Raw genomic sequence first — 22,923 nt, 5'->3', positions numbered from 1 at the left:
CATGAGCGACCTCAAGACCGAATCGCAAGACCTGCAACAGGAAGAAAACGCCCTGATCGCCCTGCGCAAGGAAAAACTTGCCGCCGAGCGTGCCAAGGGCAATGCCTTCCCCAACGACTTCCGTCGCGACAGCTACTGCAACGACCTGCAGAAGCAGTATGCGGACAAGACCAAGGAAGAGCTGGAAGCAGCCGCGATCCCGGTCAAGGTCGCCGGCCGCATCATGCTCAACCGTGGTTCGTTCATGGTTATCCAGGACATGACTGGCCGTATTCAGGTCTACGTCAACCGCAAGACCCTGCCGGAAGAAACCCTGGCCGCGGTCAAGACCTGGGACCTGGGCGACATCATCAGCGCCGAAGGCACCCTGGCCCGTTCCGGCAAGGGCGACCTGTACGTCGAGATGACCAACGTACGCCTGCTGACCAAGTCGCTGCGCCCGCTGCCCGACAAGCACCACGGCCTGACCGACACCGAGCAGCGCTACCGCCAGCGCTACGTCGACCTGATGGTCAACGAAGAAACCCGCCACACCTTCCGTGTGCGTTCGCAAGTGATCTCGCACATCCGCAAGTTCCTCATCGAGCGTGACTTCCTCGAAGTCGAGACGCCGATGCTGCAGACCATTCCGGGCGGCGCCGCTGCCAAGCCGTTCGAAACCCACCACAATGCCTTGGACATGGCCATGTTCCTGCGTATCGCGCCGGAGCTGTACCTCAAGCGTCTGGTGGTTGGTGGTTTTGAGAAAGTGTTCGAGATCAACCGCAACTTCCGTAACGAAGGCGTTTCGACTCGTCACAACCCTGAATTCACCATGCTCGAGTTCTACCAGGCCTATGCCGACTACCGTGACAACATGGACCTCACCGAGGAACTGTTCCGCGAGCTGGCGCAACTGGTATTGGGTTCTACGGACGTGCCGTACGGCGACAAGGTATTCCACTTCGGCGAGCCGTTCGCACGCCTGTCGGTGTTCGACTCGATCCTCAAGTACAACCCGGAGCTGACCGCTGCCGACCTGCAGGACGTCGACCGCGCCCGCGAGATTGCCAGGAAGGCCGGCGCCAAGGTGCTGGGCCATGAAGGCCTGGGCAAGCTGCAGGTGATGATTTTCGAAGAGCTGGTCGAGCACAAGCTGGAACAGCCGCACTTCATTACCGAGTACCCGTTCGAAGTGTCGCCGCTGGCCCGTCGCAACGACGACAACCCGGCCGTTACCGACCGTTTCGAGCTGTTCATCGGTGGCCGCGAAATCGCCAACGCCTACTCCGAGCTCAACGATGCCGAAGATCAGGCCGAGCGCTTCCTGGCCCAGGTGGCCGAGAAGGACGCAGGTGACGATGAAGCCATGCACTATGACGCCGACTTCGTTCGTGCGCTGGAGTACGGCATGCCGCCGACCGCCGGTGAAGGCATCGGCATCGACCGCCTGGTGATGCTGCTGACCAACTCGCCATCGATCCGCGACGTCATCCTGTTCCCGCACATGCGTCCGCAGGCCTGAGTGAGCTGAACGAGCCGCCTTTCGAGGCGGCTTTTTCTTGCCTGAAGCTTTATGTTGTCAGGGCTGGCCCCTTCGCGGGTGAACCCGCTCCTGCAAAGGCCTCAGCAGGCCCTTGCAGGAGCGGTTTTACCCGCGAAGAGGCCGGTACTGACGAAACACTGCCCATGAGGTATCCCCCGTGACACCCGCCATGCCTGACCAAGGCGCCGCCGGCATCGCCACCGCCGTCGCCGAAAGCGTGCAATACCAAGGCCGCAAGACTGCCCGCCAAGGCAGCGAACAGCGTCGCCAGTTGATTCTCGATGCCGCCATGCGCATTGTCGTGCGCGATGGCGTGCGCGGTGTGCGCCACCGGGCAGTGGCCGCCGAGGCCGGCGTGCCATTGTCGGCCACCACCTACTATTTCAAGGACATCGAGGACCTGCTCACCGATACCTTTGCCCAGTACGTCGAGCGCAGTGCGGCCTACATGGCCAAGCTGTGGGCCAACACCGAGGTGGTGTTGCGCCAGTTGCTGGCGCAGGGCGATGGCAGCCCGCAGGCCCGGGCGCGGCTGGCTGACGAGGTGGCGCGCATGACCGCCGACTACGTTCAGCGGCAATTGCTGAACCGCCGTGATTTCCTGATGGCCGAGCAGGCCTTCCGCCAGGAAGCATTGCTGTGCCCGCGACTGGCCGAGTTGGTGTGCGCTCATGAGCAGATCCTGCTGCACGGCACCCGGCAATTGCTGCAGGTCGTGGGCTCGCGGCAGCCAGAGCAGGATGCACAGATGTTGACGGCGATTATCGAGCAGTTGGAATATCAAGGCCTGCTCAAGCAAGCGAATGCGCAAGCCGATGGGCAGATGCTCGCTATGCTTACCCGATACCTGCAGCTGGTGCTGGCATCGGCCTGAGGCGAGAACGACCTTTTCAAGGAGAACCTGATGAAAGCCTGGCGTGTGGTGTTGTTGACTTTGTCATTCCTGCTGCTGGGCGGTTGTCTGGTGACCTTCCATGAGCCCTTGCCCAGCAACCAGGCAGCGCCCAAGGCCCTGCTCGGCAAGTGGAGCAGCAAGGACGCCTGGGGAGAGCCGCTGAAACTGGTGATCAGCCGTAGCGGCGGCGATGCCTACAAGGCGGTGGCCACGGCCAAGGGCAAGGCCCCTGAAGAATACGTGTTCACCGTGTCACGCCACGGCAACCGCTGGTATTTGTCGGCTGGCGTGCCCAAGCGGCTGGGTGGCAATTTCCTGATTGGCGGCTTCGACATCGTCGATGGCAAGGAACTGGTGGTCTACAACCTGGATGTCGAGCAGGTGCAGCAGGCGGTGGACAAGAAGGAACTGAGCGGTCGCAGCACCGAAGTGCCGGAGGACAACGGCGACGGCGTGCTGATCGACAGCCCGGCGGCGCGGGTGCTGGCCTACCTGGACGACCCGGCCAACTCCGACCTGTTCGTCGAAGTGGCGCGGTTCCAGCGCTCGGGCAAATGACCGTGTTGGCGTCTTCGCGGGCAAGCCCGCTCCCACAGGTATTTCACAGGTATCTGATCCTGTGGTGTCCCTGTGGGAGCGGGCTTGCCCGCGAAGACGCCGGTACAGGTTTCGTGTACTAGAAAGGAGTCCCCGGTGGACGAATACCAGCAAACCATCCGCGCCCTGTCCGACCGCATCGTTGCGGCACAGACGCCTATTCGGGTCCTGGACGCGGTGAAGTGGGACGACAACATCCGCCAGGGCTTTCTCAAGGCCAAGGGCAAGGAGCCGCCGGCGGTAGATCGTGCCTACTACCAATCGCGCCCGCTGTCGTTCGACTCCAGCGCGGTCAAGGCCGAGTTCCAGGGCATCGAGCGCGACATCATTCGCCAGTTGGGCCAGTTCAACCCGGTCGGGCAGATCATGAAGCGCATGTGCCGCGAGTACCGCATGGTGGTGCGCATGCTCGAAGCGCGCGGTACCGAGGACTTCGGCCTGATCTCCCAGGAGCTGTACGGCGCCGCCTCGGATGCCTTCCACGCCGGTGACCCGACCCTGGCCGACCTTGGCCTGATGCTGTCGGACTACCTGAACAACATCGATGGCCGTGGTGACCTCAAGGATGAGCCAAAGAACCTCACTGCCAAGGAGGCCGTGGAGATCCTCCAGCACCGGCTGAACAAAGTGTTCGGCGAGGCCGAAGGGACCATTCGCGTGTTCGAGTCCGACGGTATCGTCGCCGACGCCGCGGCTGGTGCCGACTACATCAAGGTGCGTGCCGATGCCATGTTCAACACCCGCGATGTGCGCGCCCTGGAGGTGCACGAAGGGTTGGTGCACGTCGGGACCACGCTCAATGGCCTGAACCAGCCGATCTGCACCTTCCTGGCCAAGGGCCCGCCCTCGTCGACGGTAACCCAGGAGGGCCTGGCCATCCTCATGGAGGTGATCGCCTTTGCCTCCTACCCCAGCCGCCTGCGCAAGCTCACCAACCGCACCCGAGCCATCCATATGGTCGAGGAGGGCGCAGACTTCATGCAGGTCTACGGTTTCTTCCGCGAGCAGGGCTTCGAGATGGCGCAGAGCTACAGCAACGCCAGCCGGGTGTTCCGCGGGTCGGTGCCCAACGGCTTGCCATTCACCAAGGACTTGTCCTACCTCAAGGGCTTCATCATGGTTTACAACTACATTCAGTTGGCCGTGAAGAAGGGCAAACTGGAACAGATCCCGTTGCTGTTCTGTGGCAAAACCACCCTGGAAGACATGCGCACCCTGCGCCAACTTGTCGAGGAAGGGCTGGTCGAGCCGCCCAAGTACCTGCCCGAGCAGTTCCGTGACCTTAACGCGCTATCGGCCTGGATGTGTTTCTCCAACTTCCTCAACCACCTGAGCCTGGACCGTATTGAAGCCGACTACGCGAACATTCTCTGAGCACTGCCGTCTGCTGGTCCTGGGCCTGGTCCTGCTGAGCCTTGGGGGCTGCAGCAGCCTGCTGTTCTACCCCGAGCGTGGTCAGGCCTTCACCCCTGAGCGGGCCAAGCTGGAATACCGCGACGTCACGCTGACCACTGCTGATGGCGTCCGCCTTCACGGTTGGTGGCTGCCGGCCAAGGCCGGGGTGGAGGTCAAGGGCACGGTGCTGCACCTGCACGGCAACGGCGGTAACCTGCCTGGGCACCTGGGGGGTAGCTACTGGCTGCCGGAGCAGGGCTACCAGGTGTTGATGATCGACTACCGCGGCTATGGCTTGTCTCAGGGCCAGCCGAGACTGCCGGAAGTGTACGAGGACATTGCCGCAGCCATGGCCTGGCTGGAGCAGGCCCCCGAGGTCAGGGGCAAGCCGTTGGTGCTGCTGGGGCAGAGCCTGGGCGGTGCGATGGCCATTCATTACCTGGCGGCGCACCCGGAGCAGCGCCAGCGCTTCAGCGCCCTGGTGTTCGATGGCGTGCCGGCCAGTTACCGCGCGGTGGGGCGCTTTGCTCTGAGCACCTCCTGGATGACCTGGCCACTGCAGGTTCCGCTGTCGTGGCTGGTGCCGGACGGCGACAGCGCGATCCACTCGATCGAGCGACTGAGCAGCCCGCCCAAGCTGTTTTTCCACAGCATCGACGACAACCTGGTCCCGATGGACAACGGCATCCGCCTGTATCAGCACGCGCCACCCCCTCGGGTGCTGCAACTGACCCGAGGTGGGCACGTACAGACCTTCGCCGACCCTACCTGGCGCCAGGTGATGCTGCGGTTCCTCGATGACCCCAGCCATTTCAACGGCCTGCGGCGGCTAGCCGAAGTGCCCAATTACCCTGACGAGAAGAACAAGCAATGAGTGAAGAACGCAACGCCATCCCGCTGATCCTGACCGGCGTCGGCAGCATCATCGTGACGGTGGGGGCCTTGTGGTACTACGGTTACCTGCATTTCGCCAAGCCCGAAGATGCCCTGCTGCTGCAGGATTTCACCATGCTCAAGACCATCCCCGGCGAGGACTACAAGGTATCGCTGGACCCGGCGCCGCAAGTGGCCCAGTGCGTCGATGGCGTGCTGGTGCTGTTCGACACCCAGCAAAAAGGCCTGACCGGCGTGCTGGTGGACAACCGTAAGCGTGCGGTGCGCTGCATGGGCGAGGAAACACCACAGCAGGTGCAGTGAGCCATTATCCCTGCTGCCTGAACTCGCCTCTTCGCGGGCACGCCCGCTCCCACAGGGTCGCGCAAAACTCGAGACTGGCGCCGTACCTGTGGGAGCGGGCTTGCCCGCGAAGAGGCCAGAACAGGCAAAAGAAAGCCCCGCATCAATCGCGGGGCTTGTCATTTCAGCTAACCAGCCTTACTGCTGAGCCTGGCTCACCGAGCGCGGTGCCACCGGCTGGTTGTCGTTGGAGATGGTCACCTCCACCCGACGGTTCTGCGCACGGCCCGAGTTGCTCGAGTTGTCCGCTACCGGGTACGCCTTGCCATAGCCCTGGGAAACGATTCGCGCCGGATCTACCCCGGCACGTACCAGTGCCATGCGCACGCTGTTGGCGCGGCGCTCGGACAGTGTCTGGTTGTAGTTGGCCGAGCCGACGCTGTCGGTGTAGCCCTCGACGATCACCTTGCGTTCCGGGTTTTCCTGTAGGAACCGCGCCAGCTTGGTGATGTTCGGGTAAGCGCTGCTCTTGAGTTCGGCCTTGTTGAAGTCGAACAGTACATCGCCGAAGGTCACCAGCGTTCCGCGGTCGGTCTGCTTGGCGTTGAGGCTGTCCTGCAGCTTGGCGATCTGCGCGTCGCGGGCATCCAGTTTGGCCTGGGCGCGCTGGGCCGAGGCGTTCTTCAGCTCGGCTTCGGCGGTGCGCAGGGCAATGGTCTGCTTGGCCACTTCGACGCGCTGGTTGGTCAGGTAGGCCAGTTGGTCGACTTTCTTCTCGTCTTCACGGTCCATGTACGCCTTGTCGGCCTTGTTCAGCCAGTCCTGGGCGTCCTTGGTCTCCAGTGCCGCGACCTTGCTCGCTTGCGGGTTGCTCTGCAGCGAAGAGAAGTTGGTGCGGGCCGCTTCCAGATTGGCATTCGGATCGTGCGAGCAGGCAGCAAGACCGACGCTCAGGGCCAGCAGGGCGGGAATCATGACGTGTTTGCGCATAGTGTTCATCCTTTGATCGTGTGCGAAGGCTAAGGTTGGCGGGGCAGGGCTCACTGAACGCTGCGCAGGCCTTCCTCACGTACGTCCTGAACGCCCTGGCGGGCATCCTGCACGGCCTTCTGGGCTTTGGCTGCCTGGGCCTTGCGTTCGGCGAGGCGGGCATCCCACTCGGCCTGTTGGGCCAGGCGCTTGGCCTCGTCGTACTTCTTGTCGTGCATGGCGATTTCGGCTTGCTTGAACTTGTCCTGAGCCGCTTTCATTTCCACGGCGGCGAACTCTGTACCGCCGGCGCTGACGGCGGAGTTCACGGCGGACTGGGTGACGGCATACTGCTCGGTGGGCGGATTGCCCGCACAGCCGGCCAGGACCAGGCTACTGCCCAGTGCCAGCGCGGCCAGCTTGAACCCGCGCACATGAGTGGATGACAGTTTGCTAGTGCGGGTCTTCATGGTGGTCAGCTCCATTGGATCACTCCTGATAACGACGATGTCCGTAGCAGTCCATCGCTCAATCCCTGACAAAACCGCGCGCTTCAGCTCAACGGTGCACGAGGGCAGTGTGCAGGGTTTTAGCGTGATGGCTATTGGCTCCGACTCGGACGTTTTTCGAATAGTTCAGAAAAAAACGCTGTAATCGGATAACTATTTCTGACTGATCGGTCAGTGCGATTTGCCTGGAACTTTCTCAGGCTGGAGCTGTATTCCGGGCCTTCAGCAGGCCCGGAACGCAGGAGCGCAGGATTATTTTTCGCTGTCGACTGTAGCGTTGCTCAAGTTGTGCAGGTGCTGGCGGGACAGGGAGAGAAAGCGCGGCGTAGGACCGACGTCCTCGTACAGCGGGTCGCCTTCTTCGTCGGTAGCGATGACCTGGCGCCCCTGCACATAGGGGAAGCTGGCCTCCAATTCTTCAAGGGCGGCTGCGACCAGTTCGCCGAGCAGTTCTTCAGCGGTGCGCTTGGGGTACATGTCGATCAGCGCGGCCAGGCGCGCTTCTGACTCCAGGTCCAGGTGCAGGACATGGCCGGTACGGCTAAGGGTACCGGCGGCATTCTGTTCCCAGTGCTGGGCGAGTTCACGGATTTTCATGATGACCTCTGTTGACGCCTGGAAAGGCTGCACTGCATGGGAGTGCTGTGCTTTCACTTTAGTTTGGTTTGGCTGATCACGGCTTGCCATCGTCGCCCGGCTGTGGGCACTCTTGGGGGATACCGCCCCCCCCTGTAGGAGCGGGTTTACCCGCGAACACCGGCAACGCCGGTGCCAGGCACCGCCTTGGGTTGTTCACGGGTTAACCCGCGCTTGCACAGGGCGCGCTGAGGCTGATAGGGATGCAACGGAGAGAGCGCCAATGACCGATATCGATGTGCGTTTGCGTGAAGATGTCCATGTGTTGGGTGAACTGCTTGGCGAAACCATTCGCCAGCAGCATGGCGATGCGTTCCTGCAGAAAATCGAGGACATCCGCCACAGTGCCAAGGCCGACCGCCGCGGCCCTGGTGAGCAACTGAGTTCAACCCTGGCGGACCTGGCCGAAGAAGACCTGCTGCCTGTAGCGAGGGCCTTCAACCAGTTCCTCAACCTGGCCAACATGGCCGAGCAGTACCAGTTGATCCGCCGCCGCGACGCTGACCAACCCGAACCTTTCGAAGCGCGGGTACTGCCCGAGCTGCTGGGGCGTCTGAAGCAGGCCGGCCACAGCAACGACGCCCTGGCCCGGCAACTGGCCAAGCTCGATATCCAGCTGGTGCTCACCGCACACCCCACCGAAGTGGCCCGCCGCACGCTGATCCAGAAGTACGACGCGATCGCCGGCCAACTGGCCGCACAGGACCATCGTGACCTGACCCCGGCAGAACGCCAGCAAGTGCGCGAACGCCTGCGCCGGCTGATCGCCGAGGCCTGGCATACCGAAGAAATCCGCCGCACCCGGCCTACGCCGGTAGACGAAGCCAAGTGGGGTTTCGCAGTGATCGAGCATTCGCTGTGGCACGCTATCCCCAGCCACCTGCGCAAGGTCGACAAGGCCCTGCTGGACGCCACTGGCCTGCGCCTGCCGCTGGAGGCCGCGCCGATCCGCTTTGCCTCGTGGATGGGTGGCGACCGTGATGGCAACCCCAATGTGACGGCTGCCGTCACCCGCGAAGTGCTGCTGCTGGCGCGCTGGATGGCCGCCGACCTGTTCCTGCGCGACATCGATGCACTGGCCGCCGAGTTGTCCATGCAGCAGGCCAGCGACGCCCTGCACAAACAGGTCGGCGACAGTGCCGAACCCTACCGCGCTGTGCTCAAGCAACTGCGCGACCGCCTGCGTGCGACACGCGCATGGGCGCATTCGGCCTTGACCAGCAACCAACCAGCCGGTGCCGACGTGCTGGTGGACAACCGCGACCTGATCGCGCCACTGGAGCTGTGCTACCAGTCGCTGCACGAATGCGACATGGGCGTGATCGCCGAAGGCCCGCTGCTTGACTGCTTGCGTCGCGCGGTTACCTTCGGCCTGTTTCTGGGCCGCCTGGACGTGCGCCAGGACGCTGCCCGTCACCGTGATGCGCTGACCGAGATTACCGACTACCTGGGCCTGGGGCGTTACGCTGACTGGGATGAGGAGCAACGCATCGCGTTCCTCCAGGCCGAGCTGAAAAACCGCCGGCCCCTGCTACCTGCGCATTTCAAGCCGCAAGCGGACACCGCCGAAGTGCTGGCGACCTGCAGGGAGGTGGCCGCAGCGCCGGCTGCCTCGCTGGGGTCTTACGTCATCTCCATGGCGGGCGCCGCCTCGGATGTACTGGCGGTGCAACTGTTGCTCAAGGAAGCTGGCCTGACCCGCCCCATGCGTGTGGTGCCACTGTTCGAGACCCTGGCCGACCTCGACAACGCCGGCCCGGTCATGCAGCGCCTGCTTGGCCTGCCGGGCTACCGTGCGGGCCTGCGCGGCCCGCAGGAAGTGATGATTGGTTACTCCGATTCGGCCAAGGACGCCGGCACCACGGCTGCTGCCTGGGCGCAGTACCGGGCTCAGGAAAACCTGGTGCGTATCTGTGCCGAGCATCAGGTCGAGCTGCTGCTGTTCCACGGCCGTGGCGGTACGGTCGGGCGAGGCGGTGGCCCGGCCCATGCCGCGATCCTGTCGCAGCCACCGGGTTCGGTGGCGGGGCGTTTCCGCACCACCGAGCAGGGTGAAATGATTCGCTTCAAGTTCGGCTTGCCGGGCATCGCCGAGCAAAACCTCAACCTGTACCTGGCTGCCGTGCTTGAAGCCACGCTGTTGCCACCGCCGCCCCCGCAGCCGGCCTGGCGTGAGGTGATGGACCAGTTGGCTGCCGATGGTGTCCAGGCCTACCGCGGCGTGGTGCGGGATAATCCCGATTTCGTCGAGTACTTCCGCCAGTCGACGCCAGAACAGGAGCTGGGGCGCCTGCCGCTGGGCAGCCGCCCGGCCAAGCGTCGCGCCGGGGGCATCGAAAGCCTGCGCGCCATCCCGTGGATCTTCGGCTGGACCCAGACCCGGCTGATGCTGCCGGCCTGGCTGGGCTGGGAAACCGCGCTGACGAATGCCTTGGCCCGGGGACAGGGTGAGTTGCTGGCGCAGATGCGAGAGCAATGGCCGTTCTTCCGCACCCGCATCGACATGCTGGAAATGGTGCTGGCCAAGGCCGATGCGCAAATTGCCGAGGCCTACGACGAACGTCTGGTGCAACCGCACTTGCTCCCTTTAGGTGCGCACCTGCGCGACCTATTGTCGCAGTCATGCCAGGTGGTGTTGGGCCTGACCGGGCAGCCGGTGCTACTGGCGCACAGCCCCGAGACACTGGAATTCATTAGCCTGCGCAATACCTATCTGGACCCGTTGCACCGCCTGCAGGCAGAGTTGCTGGCCCGCTCGCGCAGCCGCGAAGCCGCTCTGGACAGCCCGTTGGAGCAGGCCTTGCTGGTGACCGTGGCGGGTATTGCTGCCGGGCTGCGCAACACTGGCTAAGGGCAAGCCCGGGTCATGTCTGGCGAGTGTCATACAGGCCCGGCACAATGACGGGGAGGGTGGTTGCGCCGGGCGCAACCGCCTGCCCGGTCAGTCGCAAGTGGCGCATTCCTGCAACTTTGGGACGCTTGTCTGGCTGCCGGGCGCTGTGTATCTTGAGCAGCCTTCTGACCGATTTATGGTCATACCCGATTTTCCGGACTTGGCCCTGGTTGCCGAATCCATTGAATTTCATAAAAAAATTTGAGGAGCACAAGATGCGCGTAATTCTGCTGGGAGCTCCCGGGGCCGGTAAAGGTACTCAGGCAAAGTTCATCACCGAGAAGTTCGGTATTCCACAGATCTCCACCGGTGACATGCTGCGTGCCGCCGTCAAGGCCGGTACCCCGCTGGGCCTGGAGCTGAAGAAAGTCATGGATGCCGGCCAACTGGTCTCCGACGAGTTGATCATCAGCCTGGTGAAGGAGCGCATCGCTCAGCCTGATTGCGCCAACGGTTGCCTGTTCGACGGCTTCCCACGCACCATCCCGCAAGCCGAGGCCATGGTCGCTGCCGGTGTCGACATTGATGCCGTGGTTGAAATTGCCGTGGACGACGAAGAAATCGTCGGCCGCATGGCGGGCCGCCGCGTGCACCTGGCCTCGGGCCGTACCTACCACATTCAGTACAACCCGCCGAAAGTGGAAGGCAAGGACGACGAGACCGGTGAAGACCTGATCCAGCGTGACGACGACAAAGAAGAAACCGTTCGCCATCGCCTGTCGGTCTACCACAGCCAGACCAAGCCGCTGGTGGATTTCTACCAGAAGCTGTCGGCTGCCAATGGCGGCAAGCCGAAGTACAGCCACATCGAAGGTGTCGGCTCGGTTGAAGCCATCACCGCCAAGGTCCTGGCAGCCCTGAGCTGAACCGGCGCCTGACGCACCTCGACAACGGCCCGCTTGCGGGCCGTTGTCGTTTGTAGGCCGCACAGCGGCCCCCTCGGGACACAACGCCGCTGCTGCTCTATACTGCCGCTCTTTTTCATTCGCACCTGGATACCCGTTCGATGACCACCCTGCTGGCCCTGGATACCGCCACCGAAGCCTGTTCCGTCGCGCTGCTGCATGACGGCAAGGTAACCAGCCACTACGAGGTGATCCCGCGCATGCATGCCCAGAAGCTGCTGCCGATGATCAAGCACCTGCTGGCTGACGCTGGCGTGGCACTGAATGCGCTGGATGCCATTGCCTTTGGCCGTGGCCCGGGCGCGTTCACTGGCGTGCGTATTGCCATCGGTGTGGTGCAAGGCCTGGCCTTTGCCCTCGAACGCCCGGTGCTGCCGGTGTCCAACCTGGCCGCACTGGCCCAGGGTGCATTGCGCGAGCATGGCGTGCAGCAGGTGGCAGCGGCCATTGATGCACGCATGGATGAAGTGTACTGGGGTTGCTACCAGGCCACGGCGGGCGAAATGCGCCTGGTCGGCCGTGAAGCCGTGTTGCCGCCCGAGCAGGTGGCGCTGCCGGCAGGCAGCAATGGCGAGTGGTTCGGTGCCGGTACCGGATGGGGCTATGCCGAGCGCCTGGCGGTTCAGGTGGCCGCGAGCAACCCTGGCGCCTTGCCCAATGCCCTGGACGTCCTCAGCCTGGCCACCTTCGCCTGGGCGCGTGGCGAGGCAATCGTCGCCGAGCAGGCGCAGCCGGTTTATCTGCGCGATAATGTAGCCACGCCCAAGAAGCACTGAGTGCTGTTCGTCGGTTATCGCCGAACACGCTAAAACCTTTTGCGCGATCTGTGGTCCAGTTATCACTCAAGCATTAGCGACGGAACCCTGATGCTGCTAAATTGCCATCATTGGTCCTGAGTGCTCATGCCATGCGTATCGACGGTTTCTCATCGCAGTCCTACCCGCTCAAGCGCACCTCGCGCAAAGCAGCGGTGCGTGACCAGGCCATCGACGATGCCGAGGTGATCGAGGAGGCAGAAGCCGCCCCGCAGGAAACCACCGCCCGCCGCCCTGGCGGTGGCCTGCCAGCCCGCCAGCAGGACATGGTTTTCCCTCGTGCCCGTGACCGCCGCACCGCCACCGCACTGGCCAGTTACCTGAGCACTGCCGGTTTTACCGACTGGGAAATGGAAGTACTGGGGCTCGACCTGTACATTTGATGGATGAATCCGTCACCACTGCCTTACTTTCTCGGTTGTCCGTCGTGGAGCGAAAACGCCTGGCGCGACTACCTGTACCCCGCCGACGCCAGCAGTAATCAAATGCTTGGCTTCTACAGCCAGGTGTTCAACGCCGTCGAAGGCAACACCACTTTCTATGCACGTCCCGCGCCCGGTACCATTGCCCGCTGGGCGCAAGTCATGCCCGAGCACTTTCGCTTCACTGCCAAGTTTCCGCGGGATGTCAGCCATGAGGGCGACCTGCGTGACCAGCTTGAGCCTGCCTTCGACTTCACCCGGCTGATGGCCCCGCTGGGCCAGCGCGTGTCACCCTACTGGCTGCAGTTGCCGGCCCAGTTTGGCCCGGCGCGCCTGGGTGAGCTTTGTCACTTCCTCGATCAGATCGCCGTGCCCGTGGCCGTGGAAGTGCGCAACCAGGCCTTTTTTGCCAAGGGTGAGGAAGAACGCCTGCTCAATCGCCTGCTGCACGAACGCGGCGTGGAGCGCATCTGCCTCGACCCGCGCGCGCTGTTCAGTTGCACCTCGCGCGACCCTGCCGTGCTGCATGCGCAGTCGAAGAAGCCCAGGGTGCCACCGCGTCCGGCAGCCTTCAGCCAGCACCCTCAGGTTCGCTTCATCGGCCATCCGGAACTGGAGGCCAACCACACCTTCCTCAGCCCTTGGGTAGAAAAAGTCGCCGCCTGGATCGAAGAAGGCCGCAATCCCTATATCTTCCTGCACACCTCGGACAATCGCCTGGCTGCGGCGCTGGCCCAGTGTTTCCATCAGCGGCTGATGGCACGGCTGCCGGGCCTGGCACCTTTGCCGGAATTGCCGCGCGCCCCTGAGGTCGAACAATTAGGGCTACTCTGACCTTTCCCTGACTGCCGGAGGTTGAACCATGGATGTGCAAACCCTGCGAGCTGAGGCCTTCAAGGCTTTACACGAGCGCGACGGCGCGTTCGTCATCCCCAACCCGTGGGATGCCGGCTCCGCCAAGTTGCTCGCCAGCCTGGGTTTCGAGGCACTGGCCACTACCAGTGCAGGCCTGGCCTTCAGCCTGGGCCGGCCAGACGCCGAAGGCGCCTTGAGCCTGGACGATACGCTGGACAATGCCGGCGAGATCGTCGATGCCACCGCGCTGCCGGTGGCCGCCGATCTGGAAAACGGCTTTGGCGATTTGCCCGAAGACTGTGCCCAGACCATTCTGCGTGCCGCCGAAGTCGGCCTGGTAGGCGGCTCCATCGAAGATGCCAGTGGCCGCAGTGATGCGCCCATCTATGACTTCGGGCTGGCCGTGGAGCGCGTGCGCGCCGCTGTGCAGGCGGCGCGTGGCCTGCCATTTCCGTTCACCTTGTGCGCCCGGGCAGAAAACCTGCTGCACGGGCGCATGGACCTCGATGACACCATCCTGCGCCTGCAAGCCTATGCCGAAGCCGGTGCCGACGTGCTCTACGCCCCCGGGCTGCGCACTGTGGAGGAAGTCCGTGCCGTGGTGCAGGCAGTCGCACCGCGCCCTGTGAATGTGCTGATGGGCATGGCGGGCGTGCAGCTCAACGTCAACCAGTTGCAGGACCTGGGCGTGCGTCGCATCAGTGTGGGCTCCTCGCTGGCCCGTGCTGCACTCGGGGCCTTTCACCGAGCCGCGCTGGAAATTCGCGATGAGGGCACGTTCGGCTACGGTGAGCAGGCCATGCCGTTTGCCCAACTGAACGACCTGTTCCGCCGCTGATGCGGGCATTGCTGGCGATATTGGCCGGCCTGCTGACGGTGGCCGGCCTGGCCTGGCACTTCGGCTGGCGCCTGCCTGCCATGTGGAACCCCTGGGCACCGCTGGACGTAAGCCAGCCGCCCAACCTGCTGACCCCCTACAAACTGTCGCGCCTGCGCAATGACCCGGCGCTGTGCCGGCAGGCGCTGGAAACCAGCCACCTGCGTTACCGGGCACAAGCCGACAGCCCGGCGTCGGCCAACTGCCCGCTGCAGAACGTCTGGCGCATCGAGGGCGGCCAGGCGCGGCTGAGCAGCAGCTTTCTGGCCAGTTGCCCGCTGGCGGTGGCCTATGCACTGTTCGAGAACCATGGCTTGCAGCCGGCGGCGCAGGAAGTGTTTGGGCAATCGGTGACGCAGGTCGATCACCTGGGCAGCTTTGCCTGCCGCAATGTCTACCATCGCAAGCAGGGCCGATTGAGCCAGCACGCCACGGCCAATGCGCTGGACATCAGCGGATTTCGCCTGAAGGACGGCCGGCGCATTATTCTGGCGCGTGACTGGCAGGCAGGTGGACAGAAGGCGGAATTCCTGCACCGGGTGCAGCGGGCAGCTTGCGAGAGCTTCAGCACGGTACTGGGGCCGGACTACAACGCTGCGCACCGCAACCACTTCCATCTGGACATGGGGCGCTGGCAGATCTGTCGTTAGCTTCAGGCGTACGCGCGCACGTTGTTCAGCACCACTGGGCGCGCCCAGTGGATGTCGAACTCCAGGTCATTCTGCTGCTTGGCCAGGGTGGCTTCGTCGAACGGTTCGGGCGCCGGGTCCAGCAGGTTGGTCTCGAACTCGGCAATGGGCAGGAACAATGACCGTGGTGTGGGGCCCGGGCCAGGCTCGGCAATGGGCTGGCCCTGGCTCATTACCACCGGACGCAGCCAGCTGTTGTTGATGTCGAGCTGACGCTGCTGCTCGATCAGTTCAATGGCGCTGAACGGCTCGGGCGCGGGTGGCAGCAGCTTGGCCTCGAGCTCGGCCTTGGGCAGGAAAAGCGGCTCGGGCGGTGCCACCACGGTGTCTTGCACCGGGCAGGCGCGCTGGGCGTCGATCAGGGCCAGGGCACGGGCCCCGCCGATGGGTTCGCCGCTGTCCTGATCGTACTGCACGAACGACTGGCTGACGCCGTCTACGGGCTCTTCCTGCTGCTCGGCCATGGCCCGGGCAAAGAAATCCTGCCACAGGTGGCTGACGCCCCCGAGTGCCTGGGTGTTGTGCTGACTGTAGTTGCCGACAGGCGACAAATAGGTCAAGCCGATGGGAAGAGTATCTGACATGGCAGTCGTGCGCGCTGTGCTCTGGCAGAATAGCGGGATATTGCCTGTATCGGCCGTGGTTGCCGATTCATTAAGGGCTTGGTTTGATTTTTCGGGTGTGAACGATGGAAGAGCAAGGCACGGGTATCAGGGTCGAGGCAATGACAGCTGAGTATGCGCAACAGGCCAGGGCGTGGGCTGAACGCCTGGGCCTGCCGCTGCAGGACGATACCGCCGGCTTCGCTGTGCAGGTGGGCGCCGACGGCTTGCAGATTCAGCAACTGGGCCCGCAGGCGCCCGGGCCGGTGCGCGTGGACTTCGTCGAAGGCCAGGCTGCGCATCGCCGCCAGTTTGGCGGTGGCAACGGGCAGATGATCGCCAAGGCCGTGGGCATTGCCCAAGGTATCCGGCCGCAGGTGCTGGATGCCACGGCGGGGCTGGGCAAGGACGCGTTCGTGCTGGCCAGCCTTGGCTGCCAGATGACCCTGATCGAGCGCCAGCCGCTCATTGCCGCGCTGCTGGAGGACGGCCTGGCGCGGGCGCGAGCGGACGAAGAAGTGGGCCCGATTGTCGGGCGCATGCGCCTGCTGACCGGCAACGCCATCGAGCGCATGCGCGCCTGGGAAGGGGAGGCGCCGCAGGTGATCTACCTCGACCCGATGTTCCCGCACCGCGACAAGAGCGCCCTGGTGAAAAAGGAAATGCGCGTGTTCCGGCCTTTGGTGGGCGATGACCTGGATGCCCCGGCGCTGCTCGAAGCCGCCCTGGCGCTGGCCAGCCACCGGGTGGTGGTGAAGCGCCCGCGCAAGGCACCGATCATCGACGGGCCGAAGCCCAGCCACAGCCTGGAAGGCAAGTCGAGCCGGTATGACATTTATCCGAAGAAGGCGTTGAAAAACTGATATGGTTTTTAAATAAGTCTTATCAATTTCAGATTAATAATTGTGTCCGGATTGCATATGCTTTCGGATCAATGTAATTGCCTGTGAAGTCGAGGTAGGTTCGCGATGGTGAGCTGATTTTTGGCCACGTATGCGATGGCTCACTAGGTATTGTAAAGGGAGGGAAGGAAGTAGGGGTGACATATCGCGACTTCTTGCCTTCGACCTTATTCAGTACCAGAGTTGTCAATTTTGACTCTTGTAGGGCAGCGTTCAAAAATCTTTCCTCACCTTTCTTTCTCAACGTACGGGAGCTCGCCTGTACCTCGGCACTTGCTTTATATTTTTGATATTCAATGTGCTCTTTGAGTATTCTGTATTCTCGTTTTGTAAGGTTGGGGTTCTCTTGATCCAGGCGGGGTATGATATTTTTTACCTTATAACCGCCGAGTATAAGTTTCGCCAAGGAGTACATTCCACTTGGATCCGATTTGTTTACAGGGTCATTTTCGCAGTAGGCGTAAGCATTGATTCCCCCTTTTTCAAAGGGTGACAAGTTGTCTCGACTGTGAAAGCGCATCAGTCCTGGATTGAACAGGCGGTGACCATTGCCCAGTAAGTAGCCTGTGGCAGAGGGTAACCAGTTCTGGCCTGTGAATCGAGATAGTAATGGGTTGGTAGGCGGGCAATTGTCATTGCCGTAAGGGCCGTAGTTAATGGTCCTCTGGCTTTTCGAACCAATGCTGACTGTTGACTCTTGTGCGTCGGTGGCCAATAGGCGTACTTGTGAAGGGGTATTTGTCGATTCGCTTAGATTCCGGTTATTGGCGCTGAGCAATGTCTGGTGAGTACTCCCTGTATGCCAGGTTGAAAGCTTATTATCCTTATAGAAAAAATTCAGTGTGTGCGCTGGCATGGTGGTGCGTTCATATTAATGATTTAGATATGAACCTACCGGGAGTTTTTCTGTTTGGCTACTGGCAGAAATGCTAGGTAGGCGCATTGGTTAAACAGGTTCGGCTGATTGGCGAATATGGCCCGTTGTGCGCCTCTATCGCGACACAAGGCCCCCTATAATGGCCTGTGTCCAACATCGATCAGTGTGTAGGAGCGGGTTTACCCGCGAATATGGTGGCGGCAGCAACGGTGAACGGCTGGTAGAAATTGGCCGGCAGACCCGGCCCTTTCGCGGGTAAACCCGCTCCTACAGGGGGACGTGATAGGTGTTTTCAGGGTGGAAAGCCCGCAAGAATACTGCTACCACCTCTCGCACATGCGCCTCGGCCTCATCCCCCTCCAGCGGCCCCGCACAACCCAGCAGCAAGCGGTAATCTGGCGCCCCCTTGACCAGGCAGAAGAAGTGCTCCGCCGCCCTCAATGGGTTGTCGATGCGCAGCAGCCCGCGCTCGTGGGCCCCGCGCAGCAGGGCTTCCATCCCGGCCAGCACGCGCTTGGGCCCGGCCTCGTAGAAGTACTCGCCAAAACTCGGGTCCAGGCTGCCCTGGGCCATGATCAGGCGGCTGAGCTTGATCGCTTCGTCACTGCTGATAAGCGCCTGGAAGTTGCGGGCAATGGTCAGCAGCACTTCTTCCACCGGTACCCCCTCGGGATACTCGAACAGCAGGTCAGGCAACTGGATCTGGCAGGTGGCCATGACCGCCGAGCAGAACAGGGTCTGCTTGTCGGTGAAGTGGCTGTACACGGTGAGCTTTGAAACACCTGCCGCCGCAGCGACCGCATCCATGCTGGTGTTGGCGTAGCCAAGGCTGAGGAACAGCGTCTTGGCCGCTTCGAGGATCGCCTCGCGCTTGGCCAGGTCCTTGGGCCGGCCCGGGCCGATGGGTGCGTCGTTGGACATTGTGGTCTGCATCTGGTTGAAGGATCACCATCTTAACGGGTCAGGCGCCATCCGGCGAAAGCCAGGCTGCATTACCTGCTCACCGCACGCTTGAAAAACCAGCGCACACCCTTCCCGCCATCCTTTCGCTGACTTAATATACCCGTCAGTACAAATATTAAATGTGCACTCCGCGAAAGGATTCATCATGTTGCGCCATGCCTTGTCCATCGCTCTGCCCGCCGCTGCTGCCCTGCTTCTGGCGGCGTGTGGCCAGGAAGCCGCCCCACCCGCAGCACCGCGCCCGGCACTGGTGGTTCAGCCACAGCCGGCCGAAGCCGCTGCCGACAGTTACCCCGGTGAGGTGCGTGCGCGTTTCGAACCGGAGCTGGCCTTCCGCATTGGCGGCAAGGTCAGCAACCGTTTGGTCGAGGAAGGGCAGCGGGTCAAGGCCGACCAGCCGCTGGCCGAACTGGACCCGCAGGACGTGCATCTGCAGCTGGAAGCCAACCGCGCCCGGGTGGCCGCTGCGCAGGCCAATCTGTCGCTGGTGCGCGCCGAGCGCGACCGCTACCAGAAGCTGCTGGAGCGGCAGATGGTCAGCCATTCCCTGTACGACAATGCCGAAAACCTCTACCGCGCAGGCCTTGCCCGTCTGAAGCAGGCCAAAGCCGAGTTCGATGTGGCTGGCAACCAGGCCGAATATGCCGTATTGCGTGCGCCGCAGGCCGGGGTGATCGCCAAGCGCCAGGTTGAAGTGGGCCAGGTGGTCGCCGCCGGGCAGACCGTGTTTACCCTCGCCGCCGATGGCGAGCGAGAAGTGGTCATCGGCCTGCCGGAACAGCAGTTCGCTCGCTTCGCTGTGGGCCAACCGGTGAGCGTGGAGCTGTGGTCGCACCCGCAGGCACGTTTCCAGGGGCGCATTCGCGAGCTGTCACCGGCTGCCGACCCGCGCTCGCGCACGTTCGCGGCGCGCGTCGCCTTTACCACGGCCGCCGTTCCGGCTGAGCTGGGCCAGAGCGCCCGGGTGTTCATCGCCAAGGACGGGCTGATCCCGCTGTCGGTACCGCTGTCGGCAGTGACTGCGGAAAACGGTCAGGCCTATGTCTGGCGGGTGAACAAGGAAAGCCGCCTGGAGCGGGCGACCGTGCGGCTGGGGGCATATGGCAGCGACAGTGTGCCGGTGCTCGAAGGCCTGGACCCAGGTGACTGGGTGGTTGCCGCTGGTGGCCATGTACTGCGCGAGGGCCAGGAGGTACGCCCCGTGGACCGCAGCAACCGTGTAGTGAACCTGGCGGCCAAGGAGTAAGTCCCGATGGGTTTCAACCTTTCTGCCTGGGCGCTGCGCAACCGCCAGATCGTCCTGTTCCTGATGATCCTGCTGGCCGCCATTGGCGCCATGTCGTACACCAAGCTTGGCCAGAGCGAGGACCCGCCATTCACCTTCAAGGCCATGGTCATCCGCACCCTGTGGCCAGGCGCCAGCGCCGAAGAAGTGTCGCGCCAGGTGACCGAGCGCATCGAGAAGAAGCTGATGGAAACCGGCGAGTACGAAAAGATTGTCTCGTTCTCTCGCCCCGGTGAATCGCAGGTCACTTTCATGGCCCGCGACTCGCTGCATTCCCAAGACATCCCTGAGCTGTGGTACCAGATCCGCAAGAAGGTTGCGGACATTCGTCATACCTTGCCACCGGAGATCCAGGGCCCGTTCTTCAATGACGAGTTCGGCACTACCTTCGGCAATATCTATGCGCTGACTGGTGAGGGTTTCGATTATGCGCTGCTCAAGGACTACGCCGACCGTATCCAGATCCAGCTGCAGCGGGTCAAGGATGTGGGCAAGGTCGAGCTGATCGGCCTGCAGGACGAGAAAGTCTGGATCGAGCTGTCCAACCTCAAGCTGGCGACCCTCGGGGTGCCCCTGGAAGCTGTGCAGAAGGCGTTGCAAGAGCAGAACGCGGTGAGCACCGCCGGTTTCTTCGAGACGCCCAGCGAGCGCCTGCATCTGCGGGTGAGCGGGCGTTTCGACAGCGTCGAGCAGATCCGCCAGTTCCCCATTCGCGTGGGGGATCGCACCTTCCGGATTGGCGATGTCGCCGAGGTGCACCGTGGCTTCAACGACCCACCCGCACCACGCATGCGCTTCATGGGCGAGGATGCCATTGGCCTGGCAGTGTCGATGAAAGACGGTGGTGACATCCTGGTGCTGGGCAAGGCCCTGGAAGGCGAGTTCGAGCGCCTGGCGCACAGCCTGCCGGCCGGCATGGAGCTGCGCAAGGTCTCGGATCAACCGGCGGCGGTGAAGGCTGGCGTGGGGGAGTTCGTCCAGGTGCTGGTCGAGGCGCTGGTCATTGTGCTGCTGGTGAGCTTCTTCTCGCTGGGCCTGCGTACCGGCCTGGTGGTGGCGCTGGCCATTCCGCTGGTGTTGGCCATGACCTTTGCCGCCATGCATTACTTCGGCATCGGCCTGCACAAGATTTCCCTCGGCGCACTGGTGCTGGCCCTGGGCTTGCTGGTGGATGACGCGATCATTGCCGTGGAGATGATGGCGATCAAGATGGAGCAGGGCTACGACCGGCTCAAGGCGGCCAGCTATGCCTGGACTAGTACGGCCTTCCCGATGCTTACCGGCACGCTGATCACGGCAGCAGGTTTTCTGCCGATTGCCACCGCGGCCTCCAGCACGGGCGAATACACCCGGTCGATCTTCCAGGTGGTAACCATCGCTCTGCTGACCTCGTGGGTGGTGGCCGTGGTGTTCGTGCCTTACCTGGGCGAGCGCCTGTTACCCGACCTGGCCAAGCTGCATGCCGCGCGCCATGGCAAGGACGGCCATGCGCCAGACCCATACGCCACCCCGTTCTACCAGCGCGTGCGACGGCTGGTGGAGTGGTGCGTACGGCGGCGCAAGACGGTAATCCTGCTGACCATCGCTGCCTTTGTCGGCAGCATCCTGCTGTTCCGCTTCGTACCCCAGCAGTTCTTCCCGGCTTCCGGGCGCCCGGAGCTGATGGTTGACCTGAAGCTGGCCGAAGGCGCCTCGCTGGCCAATACCGCCGAGCGGGTCAAGCAGCTGGAGGCGCTGCTCAAGCAGCAGGACGGTATCGACAACTACGTGGCCTATGTGGGCACCGGTTCGCCGCGCTTCTACCTGCCGTTGGACCAGCAACTGCCGGCAGCCAGCTTTGCCCAGTTCGTGGTGCTGGCCAAGTCGATGGAAGACCGCGAGCGCCTGCGCAGTTGGCTGATCAGCACTGTGGACCAGCAGTTCCCCGACCTGCGTGCCCGGGTCACGCGCCTGGAAAACGGCCCGCCCGTGGGCTACCCGGTGCAGTTCCGGGTCACTGGCGAGCATATCGAGAAGGCCCGTGCACTGGCCCGTGAAGTGGCTGACAAAGTGCGCGAGAACCCGCATGTGGTGAACGTGCATCTGGACTGGGAGGAACCCAGCAAGGCGGTGTTCCTCGAAATCGACCAGGACCGCGCCCGGGCGCTGGGTGTGAGCACCGCGCACCTGGCGAGCTTCCTGCAAAGCTCGCTGATCGGCACCACGGTCAGCCAGTACCGCGAGGACAACGAGCTGATCGAGATCCTGCTGCGCGGTACCCCCCAGGAACGCAGTGAGCTGGGCAACCTGGGTAGCCTGGCGTTGCCCACCGACAATGGCCAGAGCGTGGCGCTGTCGCAGGTGGCGACCCTGGAGTACGGCTTTGAAGAAGGCATTATCTGGCACCGCAACCGCTTGCCGACGGTGACCGTGCGTGCCGATATCTACGACCAGGAGCAGCCGGCGACGCTGGTGAAACAGATTCTGCCGACCCTGCAGGACATCCGCGCCAAGCTGCCCGATGGCTATCTGCTGGAGGTGGGCGGCACAGTGGAGGACTCCGAGCGTGGGCAGAAATCGGTGAATGCCGGCATGCCACTGTTCGTCGTGGTAGTGCTGAGCTTGCTGATGATCCAGCTGCGCAGTTTCTCGCGCACGGTGATGGTGTTCCTCACCGCGCCGCTGGGGCTGATTGGTGTGACCCTGTTCCTGCTGGTGTTCCGCCAGCCGTTCGGCTTTGTCGCCATGCTCGGCACCATTGCCCTGGCGGGGATGATCATGCGCAATTCGGTGATCCTGGTGGACCAGATCGAGCAAGACATCGCAGCGGGCATGGAGCGTTGGCAGGCGATCATCGAGGCTACCGTGCGGCGCTTCCGGCCGATCGTGCTGACCGCGCTGGCGGCGGTGCTGGCCATGATCCCGTTGTCGCGTAGCGTGTTCTACGGGCCGATGGCGGTGGCGATCATGGGCGGGTTGATCGTGGCCACGGTGCTTACACTGCTGTTCCTGCCGGCGTTGTATGCGGCGTGGTTCAGGGTGAAGAAGGGCTGAAGGCCGCTCCTACAACGGCCTGTGTCCAACCCCGCCGTGTAGGAGCGGGTTTACCCGCGAATACGGTGGCGGCAGCAACGGTGAGCGGCTGGTGAAAATTGGC

At 63.0% G+C, this 22,923-nt stretch carries 22 protein-coding genes; 16 read left to right on the top strand and 6 right to left on the bottom strand.

All coding sequences use genetic code 11. The features are described 5' to 3' along the window. The first annotated feature begins 1 nt into the window (after position 1). From lysS to ACF8EF_RS21765, 6 genes are all read left to right on the top strand, one after another. On the top strand, positions 2-1,504 hold the full coding sequence (lysS, locus tag ACF8EF_RS21790; protein WP_209963893.1) for a lysine--tRNA ligase: 1,503 nt from the start codon (positions 2-4) through the stop codon (positions 1,502-1,504). Positions 1,505-1,694: 190 nt separating this feature from the next. Further along, positions 1,695-2,399 (top strand): TetR/AcrR family transcriptional regulator, encoded by a 705-nt coding sequence (locus ACF8EF_RS21785; protein WP_003252210.1) that lies wholly within the window; start codon positions 1,695-1,697, stop codon positions 2,397-2,399. Positions 2,400-2,429: 30 nt separating this feature from the next. Continuing rightward, positions 2,430-2,978 carry a hypothetical protein gene (locus ACF8EF_RS21780; RefSeq protein ID WP_014592169.1) on the top strand — a complete coding sequence of 183 codons (549 nt, stop codon included), beginning with the start codon at positions 2,430-2,432 and terminating at the stop codon, positions 2,976-2,978. A gap of 135 nt (positions 2,979-3,113) precedes the next feature. Then, positions 3,114-4,391: a flavohemoglobin expression-modulating QEGLA motif protein gene (locus ACF8EF_RS21775; protein ID WP_028698370.1), complete on the top strand. Its 1,278-nt coding sequence runs from the start codon at positions 3,114-3,116 to the stop codon at positions 4,389-4,391. Next, positions 4,363-5,286 (top strand): alpha/beta hydrolase, encoded by a 924-nt coding sequence (locus ACF8EF_RS21770; protein WP_392460522.1) that lies wholly within the window; start codon positions 4,363-4,365, stop codon positions 5,284-5,286. The genes ACF8EF_RS21775 and ACF8EF_RS21770 overlap by 29 nt, the downstream gene beginning before the upstream one ends. Continuing rightward, complete coding sequence (locus ACF8EF_RS21765; protein ID WP_003252219.1) at positions 5,283-5,609, top strand: hypothetical protein; 327 nt, start codon at positions 5,283-5,285, stop codon at positions 5,607-5,609. The genes ACF8EF_RS21770 and ACF8EF_RS21765 overlap by 4 nt, the downstream gene beginning before the upstream one ends. Positions 5,610-5,786: 177 nt before the next feature. Here ACF8EF_RS21765 and ACF8EF_RS21760 read toward each other — a convergent pair whose 3' ends face one another. From ACF8EF_RS21760 to ACF8EF_RS21750, 3 genes are all read right to left on the bottom strand, one after another. Continuing rightward, the gene (locus ACF8EF_RS21760; protein ID WP_176682731.1) at positions 5,787-6,578 is read right to left on the bottom strand and encodes an OmpA family protein; all 792 of its coding nucleotides are present in this window, start codon (positions 6,576-6,578) and stop codon (positions 5,787-5,789) included. A gap of 50 nt (positions 6,579-6,628) precedes the next feature. Beyond that, positions 6,629-7,042 (bottom strand): DUF4398 domain-containing protein, encoded by a 414-nt coding sequence (locus tag ACF8EF_RS21755; protein WP_020190164.1) that lies wholly within the window; start codon positions 7,040-7,042, stop codon positions 6,629-6,631. Between the two features lie 276 nt (positions 7,043-7,318). Then, the gene (locus ACF8EF_RS21750; protein ID WP_176682732.1) at positions 7,319-7,663 is read right to left on the bottom strand and encodes a pilin assembly protein; all 345 of its coding nucleotides are present in this window, start codon (positions 7,661-7,663) and stop codon (positions 7,319-7,321) included. A gap of 262 nt (positions 7,664-7,925) precedes the next feature. On the opposite strand from ACF8EF_RS21750, the gene ppc reads away from it, so the two are divergent. The 7 genes from ppc (at position 7,926) to ACF8EF_RS21715 (ending at position 15,119) form a co-directional block, all read left to right on the top strand. Beyond that, positions 7,926-10,553, top strand: a complete 2,628-nt coding sequence (gene ppc, locus ACF8EF_RS21745; protein WP_392460521.1) for a phosphoenolpyruvate carboxylase — start codon at positions 7,926-7,928, stop codon at positions 10,551-10,553. 257 nt (positions 10,554-10,810) lie between these two features. Beyond that, positions 10,811-11,461, top strand: coding sequence for an adenylate kinase (gene adk / locus ACF8EF_RS21740; protein ID WP_004575467.1), 651 nt, complete (start codon positions 10,811-10,813; stop codon positions 11,459-11,461). Between the two features lie 140 nt (positions 11,462-11,601). After that, positions 11,602-12,276: a tRNA (adenosine(37)-N6)-threonylcarbamoyltransferase complex dimerization subunit type 1 TsaB gene (tsaB, locus tag ACF8EF_RS21735; protein WP_209963907.1), complete on the top strand. Its 675-nt coding sequence runs from the start codon at positions 11,602-11,604 to the stop codon at positions 12,274-12,276. Positions 12,277-12,407: 131 nt separating this feature from the next. Continuing rightward, a complete protein-coding gene (locus ACF8EF_RS21730) occupies positions 12,408-12,698 on the top strand; it encodes a hypothetical protein (RefSeq protein ID WP_392460520.1) in 291 nt (96 codons plus the stop codon). Positions 12,699-12,701: 3 nt separating this feature from the next. Continuing rightward, positions 12,702-13,571 carry a DUF72 domain-containing protein gene (locus tag ACF8EF_RS21725; protein WP_176682734.1) on the top strand — a complete coding sequence of 290 codons (870 nt, stop codon included), beginning with the start codon at positions 12,702-12,704 and terminating at the stop codon, positions 13,569-13,571. A 28-nt stretch (positions 13,572-13,599) separates the two neighbouring features. Further along, on the top strand, positions 13,600-14,430 hold the full coding sequence (locus ACF8EF_RS21720; RefSeq protein WP_339442967.1) for an isocitrate lyase/phosphoenolpyruvate mutase family protein: 831 nt from the start codon (positions 13,600-13,602) through the stop codon (positions 14,428-14,430). Next, entirely contained in the window at positions 14,430-15,119 is a 690-nt protein-coding gene (locus ACF8EF_RS21715; RefSeq protein WP_176682736.1) for an extensin family protein, read from the top strand. The genes ACF8EF_RS21720 and ACF8EF_RS21715 overlap by 1 nt, the downstream gene beginning before the upstream one ends. A gap of 2 nt (positions 15,120-15,121) precedes the next feature. Here ACF8EF_RS21715 and ACF8EF_RS21710 read toward each other — a convergent pair whose 3' ends face one another. Next, positions 15,122-15,742, bottom strand: coding sequence for an energy transducer TonB (locus ACF8EF_RS21710; protein ID WP_176682737.1), 621 nt, complete (start codon positions 15,740-15,742; stop codon positions 15,122-15,124). Positions 15,743-15,846: 104 nt separating this feature from the next. Between ACF8EF_RS21710 and ACF8EF_RS21705 the strand changes: the two genes are divergently transcribed. Continuing rightward, entirely contained in the window at positions 15,847-16,623 is a 777-nt protein-coding gene (locus ACF8EF_RS21705; RefSeq protein ID WP_392460519.1) for a class I SAM-dependent methyltransferase, read from the top strand. A 28-nt stretch (positions 16,624-16,651) separates the two neighbouring features. On the opposite strand, the gene ACF8EF_RS21700 is transcribed toward ACF8EF_RS21705, so the two are convergent. Both ACF8EF_RS21700 and ACF8EF_RS21695 read right to left on the bottom strand, forming a co-directional pair. After that, the gene (locus ACF8EF_RS21700; RefSeq protein WP_392460518.1) at positions 16,652-17,518 is read right to left on the bottom strand and encodes an RHS repeat-associated core domain-containing protein; all 867 of its coding nucleotides are present in this window, start codon (positions 17,516-17,518) and stop codon (positions 16,652-16,654) included. Positions 17,519-17,806: 288 nt separating this feature from the next. Continuing rightward, positions 17,807-18,472 carry a TetR/AcrR family transcriptional regulator gene (locus ACF8EF_RS21695; RefSeq protein WP_176682740.1) on the bottom strand — a complete coding sequence of 222 codons (666 nt, stop codon included), beginning with the start codon at positions 18,470-18,472 and terminating at the stop codon, positions 17,807-17,809. Between the two features lie 175 nt (positions 18,473-18,647). Between ACF8EF_RS21695 and ACF8EF_RS21690 the strand changes: the two genes are divergently transcribed. After that, positions 18,648-19,748, top strand: a complete 1,101-nt coding sequence (locus ACF8EF_RS21690) for an efflux RND transporter periplasmic adaptor subunit (protein ID WP_209963930.1) — start codon at positions 18,648-18,650, stop codon at positions 19,746-19,748. A 6-nt stretch (positions 19,749-19,754) separates the two neighbouring features. Further along, positions 19,755-22,820, top strand: coding sequence for an efflux RND transporter permease subunit (locus tag ACF8EF_RS21685; RefSeq protein ID WP_176682742.1), 3,066 nt, complete (start codon positions 19,755-19,757; stop codon positions 22,818-22,820). Positions 22,821-22,923 lie beyond the last annotated feature (103 nt).

This window comes from Pseudomonas sp. zjy_15, assembly GCF_043101865.1.
Classification (GTDB): Bacteria; Pseudomonadota; Gammaproteobacteria; order Pseudomonadales; family Pseudomonadaceae; genus Aquipseudomonas; species Aquipseudomonas putida_Y.
The sequence above is the reverse complement of the archived record's forward strand: the minus strand, read 5'-3'. Positions and strand labels throughout refer to the sequence as shown.

Bases quoted from the DNA above. Each gene is read 5' to 3' on its own strand.
- lysS (WP_209963893.1), top strand. From the start codon at position 2: ATGAGCGACCTCAAGACCGAATCGCAAGACCTGCAACAGGAAGAAAAC.
- ACF8EF_RS21785 (WP_003252210.1), top strand. From the start codon at position 1,695: ATGCCTGACCAAGGCGCCGCCGGCATCGCCACCGCCGTCGCCGAAAGC.
- ACF8EF_RS21780 (WP_014592169.1), top strand. From the start codon at position 2,430: ATGAAAGCCTGGCGTGTGGTGTTGTTGACTTTGTCATTCCTGCTGCTG.
- ACF8EF_RS21765 (WP_003252219.1), top strand. From the start codon at position 5,283: ATGAGTGAAGAACGCAACGCCATCCCGCTGATCCTGACCGGCGTCGGC.
- ACF8EF_RS21760 (WP_176682731.1), bottom strand. From the start codon at position 6,578: ATGCGCAAACACGTCATGATTCCCGCCCTGCTGGCCCTGAGCGTCGGT.
- ACF8EF_RS21755 (WP_020190164.1), bottom strand. From the start codon at position 7,042: ATGGAGCTGACCACCATGAAGACCCGCACTAGCAAACTGTCATCCACT.
- ACF8EF_RS21750 (WP_176682732.1), bottom strand. From the start codon at position 7,663: ATGAAAATCCGTGAACTCGCCCAGCACTGGGAACAGAATGCCGCCGGT.
- ppc (WP_392460521.1), top strand. From the start codon at position 7,926: ATGACCGATATCGATGTGCGTTTGCGTGAAGATGTCCATGTGTTGGGT.
- adk (WP_004575467.1), top strand. From the start codon at position 10,811: ATGCGCGTAATTCTGCTGGGAGCTCCCGGGGCCGGTAAAGGTACTCAG.
- tsaB (WP_209963907.1), top strand. From the start codon at position 11,602: ATGACCACCCTGCTGGCCCTGGATACCGCCACCGAAGCCTGTTCCGTC.
- ACF8EF_RS21730 (WP_392460520.1), top strand. From the start codon at position 12,408: ATGCGTATCGACGGTTTCTCATCGCAGTCCTACCCGCTCAAGCGCACC.
- ACF8EF_RS21725 (WP_176682734.1), top strand. From the start codon at position 12,702: ATGAATCCGTCACCACTGCCTTACTTTCTCGGTTGTCCGTCGTGGAGC.
- ACF8EF_RS21720 (WP_339442967.1), top strand. From the start codon at position 13,600: ATGGATGTGCAAACCCTGCGAGCTGAGGCCTTCAAGGCTTTACACGAG.
- ACF8EF_RS21715 (WP_176682736.1), top strand. From the start codon at position 14,430: ATGCGGGCATTGCTGGCGATATTGGCCGGCCTGCTGACGGTGGCCGGC.
- ACF8EF_RS21710 (WP_176682737.1), bottom strand. From the start codon at position 15,742: ATGTCAGATACTCTTCCCATCGGCTTGACCTATTTGTCGCCTGTCGGC.
- ACF8EF_RS21705 (WP_392460519.1), top strand. From the start codon at position 15,847: ATGGAAGAGCAAGGCACGGGTATCAGGGTCGAGGCAATGACAGCTGAG.
- ACF8EF_RS21700 (WP_392460518.1), bottom strand. From the start codon at position 17,518: ATGCCAGCGCACACACTGAATTTTTTCTATAAGGATAATAAGCTTTCA.
- ACF8EF_RS21695 (WP_176682740.1), bottom strand. From the start codon at position 18,472: ATGCAGACCACAATGTCCAACGACGCACCCATCGGCCCGGGCCGGCCC.
- ACF8EF_RS21690 (WP_209963930.1), top strand. From the start codon at position 18,648: ATGTTGCGCCATGCCTTGTCCATCGCTCTGCCCGCCGCTGCTGCCCTG.
- ACF8EF_RS21685 (WP_176682742.1), top strand. From the start codon at position 19,755: ATGGGTTTCAACCTTTCTGCCTGGGCGCTGCGCAACCGCCAGATCGTC.